Below are 16847 nucleotides of genomic sequence, written 5' to 3'. Positions count from 1 at the left end.
CGCCCCCGCGAAACCCTCAACTGGCGCACCCCCACCGAAAAACTCAACGAGTTCCTCACCAGCACCGATGCAACCACCCCTTGACTCCAAGCGGGACCTGAAAAGGGCTGCAAGATCGGCGCGAGGGTGAAAAGTCGTGCAAGATCCGCGTGATGGGTTGCTGACGAGTCAGGGGTAGGGGGCGGCGGCTTCGACTATCGCGTGGAAGCGGGTGGCGGCCGGGCTCAACGGGCGGTCGGTGCGCCAGGTCAGGCCTACTACGCGTTCGGCTCCCGGGGCCGCCAGCGGCAGACCCGTCGTTCCGGTGGCGCCGGCGAAGCTCTCCGGGACCAGGGCCACGCCCAGGCCGGCGCCGACCAGGCCCTCGATGGTGGCCAGGTCGCCGATCTCCAGGGCGATCCGCGGGGTCACGCCGGCCGCCGCGAACAGGCCGTCGACCAGGGCCCGGAACCCGAAACCGGGTGGCACGGTGATGAAGTCCTCTCCGGCGGCATCGGACAGGCGCGCCCGGCGGCGCGAGGCCAGGCGATGGCCCGGCGGCACGATCAGGGCCAGGTTCTGCGTCTGGAGAGCCAGCCAGCCGTACGGCCCACGCGGCTGCGGAGAGATCAGCGCGAGTTCGGCCGCACCCGACTCCAGGTCGGGCAGGATGACGTGGCCGGGTTCCTGGCGCAGCTCGATCCGCAGGTGCGGGGCCTGCTCCCGGACGTCGTGCAGGATCCGCGGCACCAGCGAGGTGGCCATCGAGTCGAGGAACGCCAGGCGCACCGTCCCCGAATCCGGATCGAGCAGCCCGGCCAGGTCTCGGCGCAGCCGGTCGTAGCGGCCGACCAGGTCACGGGCGGCGGCCAGGGTCACGTCGCCGAGCGGGTTCGGGTGCACGCCCCGGGCGTCCCGCTCGAACAGGCGCACCCCGAGCTCGGCCTCCACCCGGGCCAGCAGCCTGGACAGGCTGGGCTGAGTGGTGCCGAGGGCGGCAGCCGCCCCCGTCACGTGTTGATGATCACCCAGGGCGAGCAGGGCACGAAGATCTTCCAGCTGCACGGCGCTCAGCATACGTCGTACGCATGAGCTTGATGATTTTCATGCATTGGACGTATGCGGTGACCGGGGCTGACAGTGAGTGGCGTGAGCAGATATCACCGGGCCTGCCTCGCCCTCTTCGCCGCCGGCGTGGCCACGTTCGCCCTGCTGTACAGCACGCAGGCGCTGCTGCCGGAGCTGTCCGCGGCGTTCCGGATCACCCCGGCGCAGAGCTCCTGGTCACTGTCGCTGGCGACGCTCGGGCTCGGGGTGGCGCTGCTGGTCACCGGTCCGCTGTCGGAGAAGATCGGCCGGACCCCGCTCATCCACCTGTCGCTCACCCTGTCCGCGCTGGTCGGGCTGGCGTGCGCGTTCGCACCGACCTGGCACGCGCTGCTCGGGCTGCGGCTCGCCCAGGGCGTCGCGCTGGCCGGGCTGCCCGCGGTCGCCACCGCCTACCTGCGGGAGGAGTTGCCGGCCGACCGGCAAGGACGCGCCGCCGGCCTGTACATCGGGGGCACCGCGCTCGGCGGGATGACCGGGCGGCTGGTCAGTTCCGTGGTCGCGGAGGCGTACGGCTGGCGGATGTCCCTCGCGGCCGTGGCCGCCATCGGCCTGATCTGCTCGGTGATCGTCGCGTCGCTGCTGCCCGCGTCGCGGAATTTCGCGGCCGGACCGCACGTGGCCCTGTCCCGGCGGGCGTTCACCGACCCGGCCCTGCTCAGCCTGTACGGAGTCGGCGCGGTCGCGATGGGCGCGTTCGTCGCCGTCTACAACGCGATGGGTTTCCGGCTGACCAGCGCGCCGTTCGCGCTGGGGGCGGCCGCGGCCGGAGCGGTGTTCCTGGTCTATCCGGCGGGCACGCTCAGTTCGGCGATCTCCGGGCGCCTCGCCGACCGGTACGGACGACGCGCCGTCATGCCGTTCGGGTGCCTGCTGACCGCGGCCGGGCTGGTGCTGACCGTGCCGGACAGCCTGCCGCTGACCGTGTTCGGGCTGGCCGTGATGACCGCCGGGTTCTTCTGCGTGCACGGGGTGGCCAGTGGCTGGGTGCCGGTCCGCGCGCACGCCGGCGGGGTGCCGGCTGGGCAGGCGGCGTCGCTCTATCTGTTCGCGTACTACGCCGGGTCGTCGGTCTTCGGCAATCTGGCGGGGGCCGCCTGGTCCTACGGGGCATGGCCGGCCGTGGTGGCGCTGGCGGCGGGCTGTCTGGTGGTCGGTGGGCTGCTGACCAGCTCGCTGCGCCGGGTCCCGTCCCTGGTCACCAGCTCCTGAGGCCGCCGTCCGGGCAAACTTTCCGGAAAGGCTCATGCCCTCTGGGGGCGTGCCGATGCGCAGGATGTCGTTTCCCTCAGCGGCGAGCGGGGCGAGGTGGTGGGTGTGACGGCCTCTCATGTGCCGGTGCCGTGGGAGGCCGCCGCTCGCCTGGCGGCCCGCCTGCTCGGCACGCCGATGGCGGTGATCAGCGCGGACGAGGCGTTGCTGGGCACGTTCGGCTTTCCGGCGGCCTGCCCGGTACGCCGGTTCGGGTCGGGCGGTCCGGTCTCGGTCGGCGATCTGCTCACCGAGCCCGGCTTCGCCGGACACCCGTTGATAACCGATCTGGGGGTACGGTCGATGGCCGCCGTTCCAGTGCCGGCCGGCCCGGATCGCCCGCGCCGGACGGTGACCGTCCTGGACACCAGCGCCCGCACCTGGGTCGAACACGACCTCACCGCCCTCGCCGAGGTGGCCGCGATGCTGGCGTCCGGCGAACACGGGACCGAGCCGGCGCCGCCCGGGCTGATCCTCCAACGTGGTTTCGTCAGCGCGCTGCTGGACAGCCTCCAGGTCGGTGTCCTCGCAGTCGGCAGCGATCGGCGGCCGGTGCTGTTCAACCGGATGCTGCGCCGGTTCTGCGGACTGGACGACACGATCCCGCCGGTGGAGGCGATGGCCGCGGCCGGGACACGGCTGCGGCATCTGGACGGGCGCCCGTACCGGCCGGAGGAGATGGCGGTGGTCCGCGCGCTCGGCGGGCACAGTGTCCGGGACGTGGAGGCGGTGCTGCGGACCCCCGGCGCCCCCGACCGGTACGCGCTGACCAACGCCGAACCGGTCTACGGCTCGGCGGGTGAGCTGCTCGGCGCGGTGTCCACGGTCCGCGACGTCACCGAACGCCGCCGCCGGGAACGGTTCCGCGACTGTGAGCTGGAGCTGACCCGGCTGCTGGCCGCCTCGGACGGGCTGGACCAGGCCGCCCCGCCGCTGCTGCGGGCGATCGGTGAGGCCCTGGACTGGCCGCATGTGGCGCTGTTCGTGGTCGACGAGGTGGCCGACGTGCTGCGGACCGCCGCCTACTGGAGCGCCCCGGGCGTGTACGTGGACGATCTCGTGCCGGAGCGGATTCCGCGCGGCGACGCCGGCCCGGGTCTGGTGTGGGCTTCCCGGCGGCCGCTGTGGATCCCCGACCTCACCGATCCGCGATTCACCGAGACCCCGGAGGCGTACGCGTTCGCGCATGCCGCCGCCGAGCGCGGCCTGCGGTCCAGTTTGACCGTGCCGGTGTGCGACGGCGACCAGGTCTTGGGTGTGCTGTGCACGCTCAGCGGCACCGTGGAGTACGACGAGTTCCTGCTCACCGGCCTGATGGACGGTGTGGCCGCGCAGCTCGGGCAGTTCCTCACCCGGATGCGCAGCCGCGAGCTGACCATGCAGCTCAACCGCGCCCGGGACGACTTCCTGACGCTGGCCGGGCACGAGCTGCGCACCCCGCTCACCTCGATCATCAGTTACACCACGCTGCTCACCGACGAGCTCGACGACCCCGACCAGCAGCAGATGATCGCCGCGGTCCGCCGTAACGTCGGCCAGCTCCAGCGGATCATCGACGAACTGCTGGAACTGACCGCGCTGGAGTCCGGCCACCACCGGATCCGGGCCCGGCCGACCGACCTGGTCGCCGTGGTCGCGTCGGCCGTCCAGGACCTGCGGCCGCCGGACGGCGTCCGGGTCCGCACCGAGCTGCCGGCCGGCCTGATCCTCGACGCCGACGAGGAACGGCTGCGCCAGATCGTCGACCAGTTGCTCTCCAACGCGGTCAAATACTGTCCCACCGGCGGCGACGTGCGGATCGCGGCGGCCTGCGACGGGCCGGACGTGGTCGAGCTGTCGGTGGCCGACACCGGCATCGGCATCCCGGACGGCGACCGGGCGTTGCTGTTCACCCGCTTCCACCGGGCCGCCAACGCCCGGCACACCGCCATCCCCGGCAACGGGCTGGGCCTGCCCCTGGTCCGCGGGCTGGTCGAGGCGCACGGCGGCACCGTCCACCTCGATCCGGCGTACCGGCCCGGCACCCGCATCGTGGTCCGGCTCCCCCGGCACTCTCGCGGGTGAAAGAGGTTTAGCCACCCCGGCGGGTGGGGCACACCGGTGGGACTCGCAGTCAAACAGCCGGCTGCCGCCTGTGCCAGCAACCGCCGAAGGCGAGGACCCATGACCGCCCCAGCCACCACCGAACGCGCCAGCGAACTGATCAACGACCTGGCCGCGATGCCGGTCGGCCACCCGTCCCGCGCGGCCGTCCGGGACCGGGCGATCGAGGCATGGATGCCGCTGGCCCGGCACCTGGCCCACCGCTACGCCGGCCGCGGCGAACCGGTCGACGACCTGCACCAGGTCGCCGTGCTCGGACTGATCAAGGCGGTCGACAGGTTCGACGCCGGCCGGGGCATCGAGTTCGCCGGGTTCGCCATCCCGACCATCGTCGGTGAGCTGAGGCGCCACTTCCGGGACCGCACCTGGTCGGTGCGGGTGCCCCGCCGCCTCCAGGAGCTGCGACTCGCGATCACCGGCGCGAACAACGACCTCACCCACACGCTGGGCCGCTCCCCCACGGTCGCCGACATCGCCACGCACCTCGGCATCAGCGAGGAGGACGTGCTCGAAGGGCTCGAGGGCGCGCGGGCGTACAACTCGACCAGCCTGTCCACCCCGGCCAACGCCGAGGGCAGCATGTCGCTCGGCGACACCCTGGGCGGTGAGGACACCGGTTTCGAACTGGCCGAGCTCCGGATCGCGCTGGGCCCGGCGATGGCGACCCTGGACGAACGCGAGCAGAGGATCATCAGCCTGCGTTTCTACGGCAACCTCACCCAGTCGGAGATCGCCAAGCAGGTCGGTGTCTCGCAGATGCACGTCTCCCGGTTGCTGGCCAAGGCCCTGACCAAGCTGCGCACCCGCCTCGACGACTGCGCGTAAGAACAAACCCGGCCGGGACCTATGCCCGAGGCGCGCTGCGGCCCGATGGGGCTAGCCTGCCCTCATGTTCGACCACTTTCTCGTCTCGGTCGTCGTCGTGCCGCCGGTGCTGCTGGTGCTGGTGCGGGTGCTCGCCGACCGGCTGTCGCCGCGGGTGGCGGCGCCCGTGGTGGCCTGGTCGGCGGCCGGCGCCGCCGCCGCCAGCCTGATCAACCTGCTGGTGTTCGCGTTGAAGGCGGTCGCCGAGCTGCCGCCGGTGGCGCACTGGTTCGGCTGGTCGGCACAGTTCGTGGAGGACGACACCGCCCACTATCCATGGGTGTCGTGGGCCAGCGTGGTCCTGCTGGCGGCGGCGGTCGTGTCGATGGTGGTGACCTGGCGGCGGCAGCGCCGGCTGCTCACCCTGGCCGCGGCCGGCACGACCACCGGCGGGCCGCTCGTGGTGGTGACCGACCCGGCTCCGCACGCGTTCGCCGTACCCGGAAGGCCCGGTCATGTCGTGGTGACCACCGGGATGCGCGATGCGCTGTCGCCCGCGCAGTTCGTCGCGTTGCTGGCGCACGAGCGGGCGCATCTCGCCGCCCGGCACCACCGGCTGATCCGGGTCAGTGAGCTGGCCGCGGCCGCCCACCCGGCTCTGTGGTGGGTGTCGCGGCACGTCGACTACCTGGTGGAGCGGGCCGCCGACGAGCGGGCCGCGACCGAGGTGGGCTCACGGCGGACGGTGGCGCAGGCGATCGGCGCCGCGGCGCTGGCGTCGGCCGCGCCCCTGGCCCCGGCCGGGCTGCACGCGGCAGCGGCCGGCGGCGTGGTGCCGCGCCGGGTGGCCAGCCTGCTCAAGCCCCGGGCCCGGGTGGCGGCCGTGGTCGGCGCGGTGCCGCTGGCGCTCGCCCTGTTCTCCCTGGCCTGGACCGCGGAGGCGGCCTGGGACCTGGGCGAGCTGCTCAACGCCGCGCTGGCCCGCTAGATCGAGCTCTCCAGGATGGCGATCAGCTCGTCCTCGGTGGGCACGTCGATGCGGTCGGTCCAGCGCAGCGTGCCGACCACGGTGTCGAAGAGCAGGCAGACCGCGGTCAGCACGTCGCTCTCCAGGTCGCCGTCGGTCAGCACGGTGTAGGTGAGCAGCGCCCACACCCCGGTCACCTCGGGATGTGCCACGTAGTAGCTGACCTTCAGCGAGGGCGCCTTGCGGCCGACCGGGTCGCTGTTCACCACCTCGGTGATCCGGGCCGCCGGGCCGCCGCCGATCTCGACGCGGGCGCCGTCCGGGCCGGCCTCCTGCAGCAGCGCGCCGATCAGCGCCCGCGGGTCCGGCGCGTCCTCGTCCGGCTCCTCCAGCACGGTGATCAGCAGCGAGCCGGGCACCCGCCAGCCGTCCCGGTACTCGGTGAGCGGCAGCACCACCGCGCGGGCGCCGTTGCGGGCGGCGTCGTCGGTGGCCTCGGTCAGCTGGGCGGTCAGCATCTTCCGGAACGGCGCCGCCTTGTCCCGCGGCAGCGAGTCGGGCAGGCGGGCCTTGACCAGCGCCTCGATCGTCCGGGCGCGCAGTTTGGCGGACTCGGCGGTGGTCGGGATGTGTGCCCAGCCGTCGGGCATGATCAGTTCGAAGTCGATCACTGTGCGGTCTCCCCGGTCACGTTCACGCCCTCGGCGGCGATCGTCGTCATCAACTGCTCGACACCCGCGCCGATCACCGCCATCTGGTCCATCTGGAACACCCGGGTCCGCAGCACCACGTCGATGCCACTGTCCAGGCGCATGGCCGCGTCGACCCGGCCGTAGGCGCTGCCCCGCGGGGTACGCCCGATGGCGAAGATCCGGACGCCGTCCGCGCCGGGCACGCTCACGTAGTGCAGCACCGGCTCCCGGGCGTCCTCCGGAAGCCCCGCGGCGCCGACCGTCTCCATCAGATAGCCGGGGTCGTCGCCCATCGGCCGGTGGTACTCGACGACCAGCGGGATCGGCGACCACAGCACCTGCTCCTGGTGGAACGCGGTGCCCCAGGCCAGCCGGGCGTAGTCGGGCAGTTCGTCCGCCTTGGCCATCAGCAGCGCGGCGGTCTCCCGGCCGATGTTCTCGGCGGTGAACGGGAACTCGCCCGCGGTCCACTCCGCCTTCGCGGTGGCCAGGACCCGGCCGGCCCACTTGTCGAAGAACTCGATCAGGTGGGCGGTCCAGTATTCGCGCTGCTCGGCACCGCCGTCGGCGGGCGGCACGAACTCCCAGTGGAACGGGATGTCGGTCAGAGCGAGCAGGTCGGCGTCAGTTGACATCGGGGATCCATTCCTCGAGGCGGCCGCCGGTGTAGATCAGCCCGGAGCCGATCGTGAAGAGGGCGTTGAACCCGCCGAAGACGAACCAGCCCGGGGACAGACTGCCACCGATGGCGCCCATCACGTTGTTGAGGTTGCGGAAACCGTCGAGGCCGCCGATGACCCCGGACCAGTCGCGGGCGAACTGCCCCGGATTGCGGAACAGATTGCCCCACATGCCGAGGGCGCCGCGGCCCTGGATCATGAACGACTGCCAGAACCCGATGTCCGGCGTGACCTGCCCCATCCGGCCGAGCAGCCCGTTGATGCCGGGCAGGTTGAACCAGTCGGAGGTGTTCTGCCAGCCGCTGACCGCGTTCGTCGGGATACGGAAGTCGCCCGGGCTGAGCTGCTGGACGACCGACACGTTAGGCCCGTGCGCGCCGGGGCCGAGATTGTTCAGCGGGATGTTGTTGCCGTTCCAGCCGTTGTTGAGTTCCAGCCGCGGCGGGCGGCCCGGGACCCGGTTCATCCCGCCGGTGATGTTGTTCAGGGTCCGTGCCGAGTTGGCCAGTCCCTTGCCGAACAGCGAGATCGCCGCGCCGACGCCGGCCAGCCCCAGACCGACCGCGCCGAGCACGACGTCCACCACGCTGCCCTCGCCGTTGGCTAAGAGCACGCTGTCCGCGACCAGCGTGATGACGCCGGCGACCACCGTTCCGAGGATCAGGAGATTCACACCCGGGAAGATCAGGCAGAGTACGGCCAGCACCATGCCGATGATCGCGAAGATCTTGCTGATCTGCTTGAAGAACGCGTTGACCTTGTCCTTCCAGGTGTCGGTCAGCCCGTCGTCGTACCGGCGTGCGCTCACGTTGTCGCCCAGCCGCTTGCCCGCCGTGTCGAGGGCGTCCAGCGCGGCGGTCAGCTTGTTCTTCGCCGCGGTCAGCTTGGCGTTCGCGTCGTCGACGGCCCGCTGCTTGTCGGTGTCCTTCTGCTGTTCCTCGGGGCTGAGCGTGCCGTCTGCGCCCTTGACGCCGTCCGGTTTGCCCTTGGCCGAGCTGACCTCACCGGTGGCCGACTCCTCGGCGGACTTGGCGGCGGCCGTCTCGGTCTTCGCCTCCTCCAGCTCGGGGATGTAGATGCCGATCTCGGTGGCCGCGTCGTGGTAGCGGACCGACGCCTTGTCCAGGTCGTCCTTGATGGACTGGGCGTCCTTCTTGAGCGGCTCGACGTACTGGCCCTTGAGGCCCTCACTGCCGGTGTCGACGATCCGGGAGAGTTTCGCGATCGTGTCCGACAGCGTGGTCGCGATGTTCTCGTAGTCGCGTTTGGCCTGGTGGATCCGGTCGACCGAGGCCCGGTTCAGGGTGTTGAGACGGGAGTCGTCGCTCACTTGGACTCTCCGAGCGTCTCGTGCAGCTGGCGGTCGGCGTCGGTCCAGGCCTGGTTGACCTGCTCGACCCGCTTCACGAACTTCTTCATCTCCTCGACCATCTTCTCGCGGTGGATCTTCCAGTTGTCGGCGAAGTCACCCATCGACGAGTTGGCGTTCGACTGGCCCCACTTGCCGCCGTCGGTGTCCTGCAGGTGTCCCGCCCCCTCGAACGCGCTGATCAACGAGTTCAGGTCGGTGACCAGTTCGCCCAGGTCCTGGACTACGAGGTCGGCCATCACATCTCCGATTTCGGGTTGAGCAGCGGGATCTGGAGGTTCTGCAGCGAGCCGTCGCCGAGGTGCGCCTTGGCCGCGCCGGCCACCACCCGCTCGGCCAGATGCGCCCGGGACAGCCGGACACCGACCAGGTCGCCGGCGCTCAGCGTGGGCGGCGAGAGCAGGATGCCCCGCCGGTTCTTCTTCACCTCGACCTGCCAGCCGGAGAAGCCCATCGCCACCGAGGAGATCTCACCGGCGATGACGACCGCCCGGTTGCTGCCGGACGCCTGCCGGATCAGCTGGCGCACGTAGTCGCGGGCCAGCATGTCGCGCCAGCTCTCAGCGTCGTCGATGAGCAGCACCACCAGGCCGTCACCGGGCTCCATCAGCTCGGCGAAGTCCGGGTCGCGCGGGTTCTCGTCGGTGATCACGCCACGCACGCCGGGACGGCCGGCCAGGTCACGCAGCGGCGACCGCAGCGGCGCGCCGATCACGATCTCGGCGCCGCCGCGCAGCAGCGACTCGGCCATCACCCCGAGCGCCGTGCTACGGCCGGAGCGGGCCGGGCCGGCGATCAGGAACGTCGGCAGGTCGTTGACCAGGTCCATGCCGATCGGCTCGAGCTCGTCGCCGCCGACCCCGATCAGCGCCCAGCCCGGCGCCGGGGTGGGCAGGGTCGCCCACACCTGGTCGAAGGTGAGCTCGGTGGGCATGACCGCGATCCGGCTCGGGCGCTTCTCCCGCGGCACCGCCGCCTCCCGCTCGGTGAGCCGGCCGGCCAGCGCGTGCATGGCGGCCACCTGGGCCGGACCGGACGGGTCCGGGGCGATCAGCGCAACCTGCATCTCGATCGCGCTGCCGGCCCGGTAGCCGCGGCCCGCCGGCATCTGCTCGGGGATCTTGCGCGGGTTGAGGCCGGCCATGCTCGCGTCGGCCCGGTCGGACAACCGCAGCACCACCTTCTCCTCGGTGAGCGAGCTGATCCGGCCGCTGAGCAGCGAGTGGTCACCGGTGATGACCAGGTGCACACCGGCGCTGGCGCCCTCCCGCAGCAGCGTGTAGATCAGGTCGGTCAGCGCGCCGCCGTCGTGCTCGCTGAGGGTGCCCATGAACCCCTCCCAACGGTCCAGCAGCAGCATCACGTGCGGCAGCCGGTCCTCCGGGGCGGCGGTGGCGCGCTGTTCGGTCAGGTCGGCGAACCCGCCCTCACCGAGCACCCGCTGGCGGCGCTGCACCTCCTGCTGGAGACGGTTGAGCAGGCGGACCGCCCGCTCGGTATCGGAACGCTGCACCACGGCGCCGCAGTGCGGCAGTTTGGTCAGCGGCAGCAGGGCGCCGTTGCCGCAGTCCAGGCCGTACAGATGCAGGTCGGTGACCGACGACGCGGCGGCCGCGGCGGCCGCGATGCTGCGCAGCGCCTGCGACCGGCCGGAGCGGGGCGCCCCGGCGATGTGCAGATGCCCGAAGGTCGACAGGTCGATCCGCAGCGGCTTCTGCTGCTGGTTGCGGGGCAGGTCCTGCACCGCCCACGCGAACGTCGGCTCGCCGCGCTCGTCGTACTCCGGCTTGCTCGCCAGGTCGGCCACGTGCAGGGTCGGCAGCGGCGGCAGCCAAGGGCGGCGCTGCTGCGGGAAGTTCGCCAGGTCGTTGGCCAGCCGGATCGCCGAGACCAGCACCGACAGGTCGGTGGCCTCCTCGGTCTCCTGCGCTCCGCGCGGGCGCTGCGGCACCGGGCGGCCCAGGTGCTGCCAGTCGACCGCGTAGAGGAACGGCGCGACGGTGGTGGCCTGGCTCTGCCGGCCCGGGCGGCGGCCACCGACCCGGCCGGTCTGGAACGGGATGAGCGAGCTGTGGCCGAGGCGGGCGTACCCGCGGCCGGGGCTGGACGCCGGGATGGTCGCCGCCTCGCGGGCGTCGATGACGTCGGTGCTCTCCCCCGCGTCGGTGACCCGCAGCGCCACCCGCAGGTTGGTGTTGGCGCGGATCTCGGCCGACACCACACCCGACGGGCGCTGGGTGGCCAGGATCAGGTGGATGCCGAGCGACCGGCCCCGCTGGGCGATGTTGACCAGGCCGGTGACGAAGTCGGGCAGCTCACGGGCCATCGACGCGAACTCGTCGATGACGATCAGCAGCCGTGGGATCGGGGCCAGGCCGCCACGCCGCTCGGCGTAGTCGATGTAGTCCTCGATGTCCTTGGCGCCGGCCGCCGCGAGCAGGTGCTCGCGGTGGGTCAGCTCGGCGCCGAGCGAGGTGAGCGCCCGCTCGACCAGGTGGGTGTCGAGGTCGGTGACCATGCCGACGGTGTGCGGCAGGTCCACGCAGTCCTTGAAGGCCGCGCCGCCCTTGTAGTCGACGAGCACGAAGTTCATCGCGTCCGGCCGGTTCGCCACCGCCAGCGAGGCGACCACCGTCTGCAGGAACTCCGACTTGCCGGAACCGGTGGTGCCGGCGACCAGGCCGTGCGGGCCGTGGCTGACCAGGTCGAGGGCGAACGGGCCGTCCAGCGCGTACCCGATGACGGCCCTGGTGTTGCGGCCGGACGCGGTCCAGCGGGCGTTGATCGCGGCCGGCGACGGATCCTCCAGGTTGATCACCTCGAGCAGCCGGGCCGAGCCGGGCAGCGCCGACTCGCTCTGGTTGTCGCTGACGTCGCGGATCGGGGCCAGCCGCCGGCCGGTCGAGCCGAACCACTCGTCGACCACCTCGTCGACCCGGATGTCGACGATCCGGGCGGCGCGCTGCTGGTCCAGGGTCGCCGGGACGCCCACGCCGCCGGCCACCACGGTGGTGCACTCCTCGGGCAGGGTGCGCTGGTCGCTGTCCACACAGATGCTGTAGACGCCGACGGCCGGGCCGGAGAGCAGGATGTTCACCACGCCCGGCAGCGAGCGCAGGCGGCGGGCGCCGTCCAGGACGACCACGATGTCCGGGTCGGTGATCACCGCGTTGGCGCCGGCGTTGAGGCGGGCCTGGCGGCGGCCGTCGATCAGCTCGATCAGCTCGGCGACCCGGCGGGCGATCGTCTCCGCGTCGGTGCCGAGCAGGGTGAGGGTGGCCTGCCCGAGCAGCGGGCGGGTGTGCGGCAGCCAGGCCGCCCAGTCCCACAGCTGGCCGCCGGCCGGGTCGGTGAGGATGTAGACCTGCACGTCACGGGGGCTCTGCAGGACGGCGAGCTGGCCGACCAGCCAGCGGGCCACCCGGCGCGGCCACTCGTCACGGCCGGCCACACCGACCACCCCGGCCTGCGCGATCGAGAAGGCGACCGGCACGTCGGTGACGGTACGGACGTCGCGGCGCGGGACGCCCTCGCCGTCCAGTTCGATGCTGATGTCGCTGGGCAGGTCGGCGGTGCCGACGCGGACCGTCAGGTGGTCGGGGTCGGTGCGGCGACGCTCCCAGAGGCGCGAGCGGGGGCCGGCCGCGATGACCAGCAGCTCGGCCGGGTCGGGGCTGGCCACCCGCAGGTCGCGGCGTTCCAGTTCCAGGGCGGCGTCGATGTCGGCGTCGATCCGGTCGCGGATCGCCTTGTACTCCTTGATCCGGCTGCCGTGGCTGCGTTTGCCCTGGCGGCGGCCGGTGAACCAGTTCGCCACCACCATGACCGGCGACATCGCGGCCATCATCAGGTAGAGGGCGTTGCTCATGGCGGTGGCCATCACGATGCCGAAGACGGCGGGCAGCGCGGCGGCCAGCCAGGGCATCGGGTTGGTGTCCGGGGTCTTCGGCTCGGCCGGGACCCGGAACTTGCCGGGGCGCTGCGGCGGCAGCAGCCGGGGCGGGCGGTTGTAGTCGAGGTACTCGCTGTCCGGGGACGTCTCGACCATCGCGTCCGGGCGCAGCACCGGGTGCGCCTCGAAGACGGTCTCGCCGACGAACAGCTGGACGGTCTCGCGCCAGGTGGCCTCGCCGTCCGGGACCGGTTCGCGGTCGAGCCGTACGCCGTCGACCGCGCTGCGGATCCGGACCGTGGCGTCGATGGCGATCCACACGGTGGCGACGACCGGCGGCTGTTCCGGACCGAGCCGGACCGTGCTGCCCGGGGCGGAGCCGATCCGGTGCTCCCCGGCGCCCAGGCTCCACACCCGGCCCGCGCCTGAGCCGGCGACCGCCCGCAGCGTGACCAGGCCGCCGATGACGACCGGGCCGGGTGCGGGCTGGTGCAGCGACACGACCGTGCCGTCGTGGATGCCGCTGCCGGCCAGTGGCAGGTCGAGGTCGAGCCGCTGGCCGTCGCGGTAGACCCGGTCCTCGTCCAGCGGTGGCATCCGGGCCACGTAGGACGGGTCGAGGCCGTCCAGCAGGGCCTTGACTACGTCGCGCACCGGTGTGGTGGGTTCGGCGTCCACCAGCACGTCGACTGACCACGCCGACGGATACACCAGGGTGATCAGCGCCCGCACGTTCGTTGCTTACCTTTCCGGCAGATGTGGGGTGGGACAGGCCGCCGCGCCGGCCCTTTCCCGGGCCGGCGCGGCGTGGTGGTCACTTGTTGAGCGACTGCGCCAGCTGGGTGTCCATGTCACGCATCGCGTCGACGGCCTTGTCCAGCCAGGAGGAGAGCTGCTCGAGCGTCTCCATGACCTGGTTGGCCGACGTCACGAACTCGGTGTGGACCTCGTCGAACTTGCCGGACGCCTGGTCGGTGACGAAACCGGACGCGGTCAGGTTGTCGACGATGGACTTGCACTCGGTCAGCCGCGAGTCGATGTCGTTCTTGTTGTTGCGCATCCGGGTCGCGCTGTCCGACATCTCGGTGTACGTGATGTTGAGGTTCGCCATCGCAGGTCCCTTCGAGTGGTGCCGGGTGATGGCGCGCACCATCCCGACGATCAGTAACGCGACCAAAGTAGGGCGATAAGGCTTTCATGTCTATGTAGGTTTGGACACTCCGGACGTACCCGCTTTACCTCGACGCCCTAAGATTCGGCGATCATGGGCCACCGTCATTACGAATGAAGTGGCTCTCATCGATGAATGACGCGCCGAGGCTCGAGGAGAAAACGATGAACTGGCTGGGCCGATCGGCTCGCGCCGCCCTGCGGTACGCGATGACCGGGCTCACCGCGGCCGCCGCGGTGGCCGTCTTTGCGACCGGACCCGCCTTCGCGGATCCCATTCCGGCGCCGTCCGATAAAGGACAGTCCGCGCCGTACTATGTCGTCACTGACAGTTACAACGGAGAGCCGGAGTATCTGTACGAGATCGCCGAGCGATTCCTCGCCGACGGCAACCGGGCAATGGAGATCTTCGAGCTGAACAAGGGACGCTGGCAGCCCGGCGGTCAGCAGCTCACCAAGGCCGAGGTGATCGAGCCGGAGTGGGTGCTGCGCCTGCCGCCCGACGCCAAGGGCGACGGCGTGAAGACCGGTGTCCTGCCGTTCTACGAGCCGGCCGGCGCCGGTGCGCCGACCGACGCCGCCTCCGCCCCCGCCGAGCCGGCGCCCGCCACCATCACCCCCGCGCCGACCACTCCGGCCGCGCAGGCGCCGGCGTCCGACTCCGGCAGCGGCTGGCTCGCGCCGGTCCTCATCGGGCTGGCCGCGCTCCTCGCGGTCGCCGGGCTCGCCTGGCTGGGCCTGTTCCTGGTCAAGCGCCAGCGCGCGAAGAAGCCGAAGCCGGTGGCGCTCGCCGTGATGGGCGACTCCGACGCGTGGGCCGTCGACCGGGCCGCCCGTGCCCTGGCCACCGCCTGCGCCCAGCAGGGCCGGCCGGTTCCGGACGCGATCGCGGTGGTCCTCGGCCCGGAGGCGATCACCGTGCGCCTGGCCACCCCGGACGAGGCGGCCCCGGCCGGCTGGCTGGTCAGCGACGCCGGCCGGGTCTGGTCGTCCACCGTCGGCGAGGTGCAGCGCGCCGTCGTCGACAACAGCCTGCCCGCGCCGTTCGCCCAGCTGGTGCCGATCGGCCTGACCGGAACCGGTCAGGTACTGCTCAACCTCGCCCAGTCCGGCGGCGTGATCAGCGTCGAGGGCGACGCCGACCGGGTCGTCGAGCTGACCCGCGCCTGGTCGGTCCGGCTGGCCCGCAGCCCGTGGGCGTCCGGCCTGAAGGTGGTCCGGGTCGGCTTCGAGCTCGACCCGGCCGAGCGGTTCACCGGCGTCGAGGCGCAGTCGGTCGGCGACGTGACCCGGATCGCCGAGACCAACCCCGGCGGTGGGGTGCTGTTCCTCGCCACCCCGCCGCGCGGGCACGAGCTGGTCACCGTCAACGGGCTGCTGGACGCCCCGGGCCGACTGTGGTCGGCGGTCGTGGTCAAGGCCGACGAGGCCACCTGGCGGGTGTCGATCGACGCGGCCGGCACCGTCCAGACCGGACTGCTCCCGCAGCGGACCAGCCTGCGCGTCTGACCTGCGCCGGTCCGGGCCCGCTGACGATCATCGGGCCCGGACCGGCGGCTCCAGCCGCCGGAGCCCGGCCGAGTGGGCCCGCCGGCCCGCGACCAGCAGAATCGTCGCGGCCACGGCGGCCAGCGGCACATACCGCATCGCAGTCTCCAGGCCGAGCCGGTCGGCGAGGACGCCGGTCACGATCGGGCCGGCCGCCAGCCCGAGCATGTTGTTGAACAGGGTGAGGACACCGAACGCGGTGGCCCGGATCGACTCGTGGGTGAGCCGCGCCACCAACGCGCCGGTGGGACCGGCGGTGCCGGCGGCGAAGAAGCAGCCGACCGCGAGCAGCAGCAGTTGCGGTCCGCCCGGCCGGATCGCGAACCCCGCGCCGAGAAAGACCAGGGTCAACACCGCGAACACGACGGCCGTGGTCCACTCGGCGGCCGGCCGGGTTCGCCCGGCCCGATCGGTGATCAGGCCGCAGACCGCCATGCCGGCCCCCATGACCAGGATGAACAGGGCGGCGACCGGCGCCGCCCGGTCCGGGGCCATCGCGTACGCCCGGTTGAAGTAACTGGGCAGCCACCCGAACAGGGACCCGGCGATGAACAGCTGGAGCCCGCCGCCGAGATAGGCGAGGACCACCGCCGGGGTGGCGAAGAGCGTGCCGAGACGGGCGCGCTGCTCACCGGCGGCCGGCGACGGCCCGGCGCCGGCGTCGCTCCGGTGGGCGGCCAGACTGCGCTCGCTGATCGTGAGCCGGTAGAGGCCGGCCAGCACGAGACCGAAGACGCCCATCGCGGCGAACGCCCACCGCCAGCCGAATTGGACGGCCAGGACACCGCCGAGCGCGACGCCGAGGACCGAGCCGAACGATCCGGCGGCCATGAACGCGCCGGTGAGCGAGGCCCGCCGCCGCGCCGGGAAGACCGCGAGGACGACGGCCAGACCGACGCTGCCGTACGCGGCCTCGCCGACCCCGAGGAGCAGCCGGGCCACCAGCAGGTGCCCGTATCCGGCGGCGAGCGCGCAGCCCACGGTGGCGAGACTCCACACGGTGGCCATCACGACGATCGCCCGGACCCGCCCCCACCGGTCGCCGGCCAGCGACAACGGAGCCGCGAGCAGTCCCACGGCGAGGGCGACGACGCTGGTCAGACTGCCCAGCTGGGTGTCGGTGAGCCCCCACTGCTGTTTCAGGAACGGGAACACCGCCGACAGCACCTGCCGCGACATGTAGTCCGACAGCAGGAGCCCGAAGGTGAGCGTGAAGACGATCCACGGGAACACCCGGGAGACCCGGGCGGCGGGTGCGGCCATGATCGCCACAGGATCTCACGTG

At 72.1% G+C, this 16847-nt stretch carries 13 protein-coding genes; 5 read left to right on the top strand and 8 right to left on the bottom strand.

Going from position 1 to position 16847, the window contains the following annotated elements:
* Positions 1-168 precede the first annotated feature (168 nt).
* Entirely contained in the window at positions 169-1044 is an 876-nt protein-coding gene (locus tag AB0E94_RS39360) for a LysR family transcriptional regulator (protein WP_360337085.1), read from the bottom strand.
* An 84-nt stretch (positions 1045-1128) separates the two neighbouring features.
* Between AB0E94_RS39360 and AB0E94_RS39355 the strand changes: the two genes are divergently transcribed.
* From AB0E94_RS39355 to AB0E94_RS39340, 4 genes are all read left to right on the top strand, one after another.
* Positions 1129-2298, top strand: a complete 1170-nt coding sequence (locus AB0E94_RS39355) for an MFS transporter (RefSeq protein WP_360337083.1) — start codon at positions 1129-1131, stop codon at positions 2296-2298.
* A gap of 105 nt (positions 2299-2403) precedes the next feature.
* Positions 2404-4401: an ATP-binding protein gene (locus AB0E94_RS39350; protein WP_360337081.1), complete on the top strand. Its 1998-nt coding sequence runs from the start codon at positions 2404-2406 to the stop codon at positions 4399-4401.
* 99 nt (positions 4402-4500) lie between these two features.
* The gene (locus AB0E94_RS39345) at positions 4501-5265 is read left to right on the top strand and encodes an RNA polymerase sigma factor SigF (protein ID WP_360337079.1); all 765 of its coding nucleotides are present in this window, start codon (positions 4501-4503) and stop codon (positions 5263-5265) included.
* Between the two features lie 64 nt (positions 5266-5329).
* A complete protein-coding gene (locus AB0E94_RS39340) occupies positions 5330-6232 on the top strand; it encodes a M56 family metallopeptidase (protein WP_360337077.1) in 903 nt (300 codons plus the stop codon).
* On the opposite strand, the gene AB0E94_RS39335 is transcribed toward AB0E94_RS39340, so the two are convergent.
* The 6 genes from AB0E94_RS39335 to AB0E94_RS39310 all read right to left on the bottom strand — a co-directional run bounded on the left by AB0E94_RS39335 (position 6229) and on the right by AB0E94_RS39310 (position 13955).
* Complete coding sequence (locus tag AB0E94_RS39335; RefSeq protein WP_360337075.1) at positions 6229-6882, bottom strand: hypothetical protein; 654 nt, start codon at positions 6880-6882, stop codon at positions 6229-6231. The two genes, AB0E94_RS39340 and AB0E94_RS39335, sit on opposite strands and share 4 nt — an antisense overlap.
* Complete coding sequence (locus AB0E94_RS39330; protein WP_360337073.1) at positions 6879-7538, bottom strand: hypothetical protein; 660 nt, start codon at positions 7536-7538, stop codon at positions 6879-6881. The genes AB0E94_RS39335 and AB0E94_RS39330 overlap by 4 nt, the downstream gene beginning before the upstream one ends.
* Positions 7528-8913, bottom strand: coding sequence for a hypothetical protein (locus tag AB0E94_RS39325; protein WP_360337071.1), 1386 nt, complete (start codon positions 8911-8913; stop codon positions 7528-7530). Before AB0E94_RS39325 ends, AB0E94_RS39330 begins: the two co-directional genes overlap by 11 nt.
* Entirely contained in the window at positions 8910-9191 is a 282-nt protein-coding gene (locus AB0E94_RS39320) for a hypothetical protein (RefSeq protein ID WP_360337069.1), read from the bottom strand. Before AB0E94_RS39320 ends, AB0E94_RS39325 begins: the two co-directional genes overlap by 4 nt.
* Positions 9191-13576, bottom strand: a complete 4386-nt coding sequence (locus AB0E94_RS39315; protein ID WP_360337067.1) for an FtsK/SpoIIIE domain-containing protein — start codon at positions 13574-13576, stop codon at positions 9191-9193. The genes AB0E94_RS39320 and AB0E94_RS39315 overlap by 1 nt, the downstream gene beginning before the upstream one ends.
* An 82-nt stretch (positions 13577-13658) precedes the next feature.
* Positions 13659-13955 (bottom strand): WXG100 family type VII secretion target, encoded by a 297-nt coding sequence (locus AB0E94_RS39310; protein WP_360337065.1) that lies wholly within the window; start codon positions 13953-13955, stop codon positions 13659-13661.
* Positions 13956-14179: 224 nt separating this feature from the next.
* On the opposite strand from AB0E94_RS39310, the gene AB0E94_RS39305 reads away from it, so the two are divergent.
* Complete coding sequence (locus tag AB0E94_RS39305; protein ID WP_360337063.1) at positions 14180-15523, top strand: hypothetical protein; 1344 nt, start codon at positions 14180-14182, stop codon at positions 15521-15523.
* Positions 15524-15550: 27 nt separating this feature from the next.
* On the opposite strand, the gene AB0E94_RS39300 is transcribed toward AB0E94_RS39305, so the two are convergent.
* The gene (locus tag AB0E94_RS39300; RefSeq protein ID WP_360337061.1) at positions 15551-16825 is read right to left on the bottom strand and encodes an MFS transporter; all 1275 of its coding nucleotides are present in this window, start codon (positions 16823-16825) and stop codon (positions 15551-15553) included.
* Between the last annotated feature and the right edge of the window lie 22 nt (positions 16826-16847).

Source organism: Actinoplanes sp. NPDC026670 (genome assembly GCF_040638175.1).
Classification (GTDB): Bacteria; Actinomycetota; Actinomycetes; order Mycobacteriales; family Micromonosporaceae; genus Actinoplanes.
The sequence above is the reverse complement of the archived record's forward strand: the minus strand, read 5'-3'. Positions and strand labels throughout refer to the sequence as shown.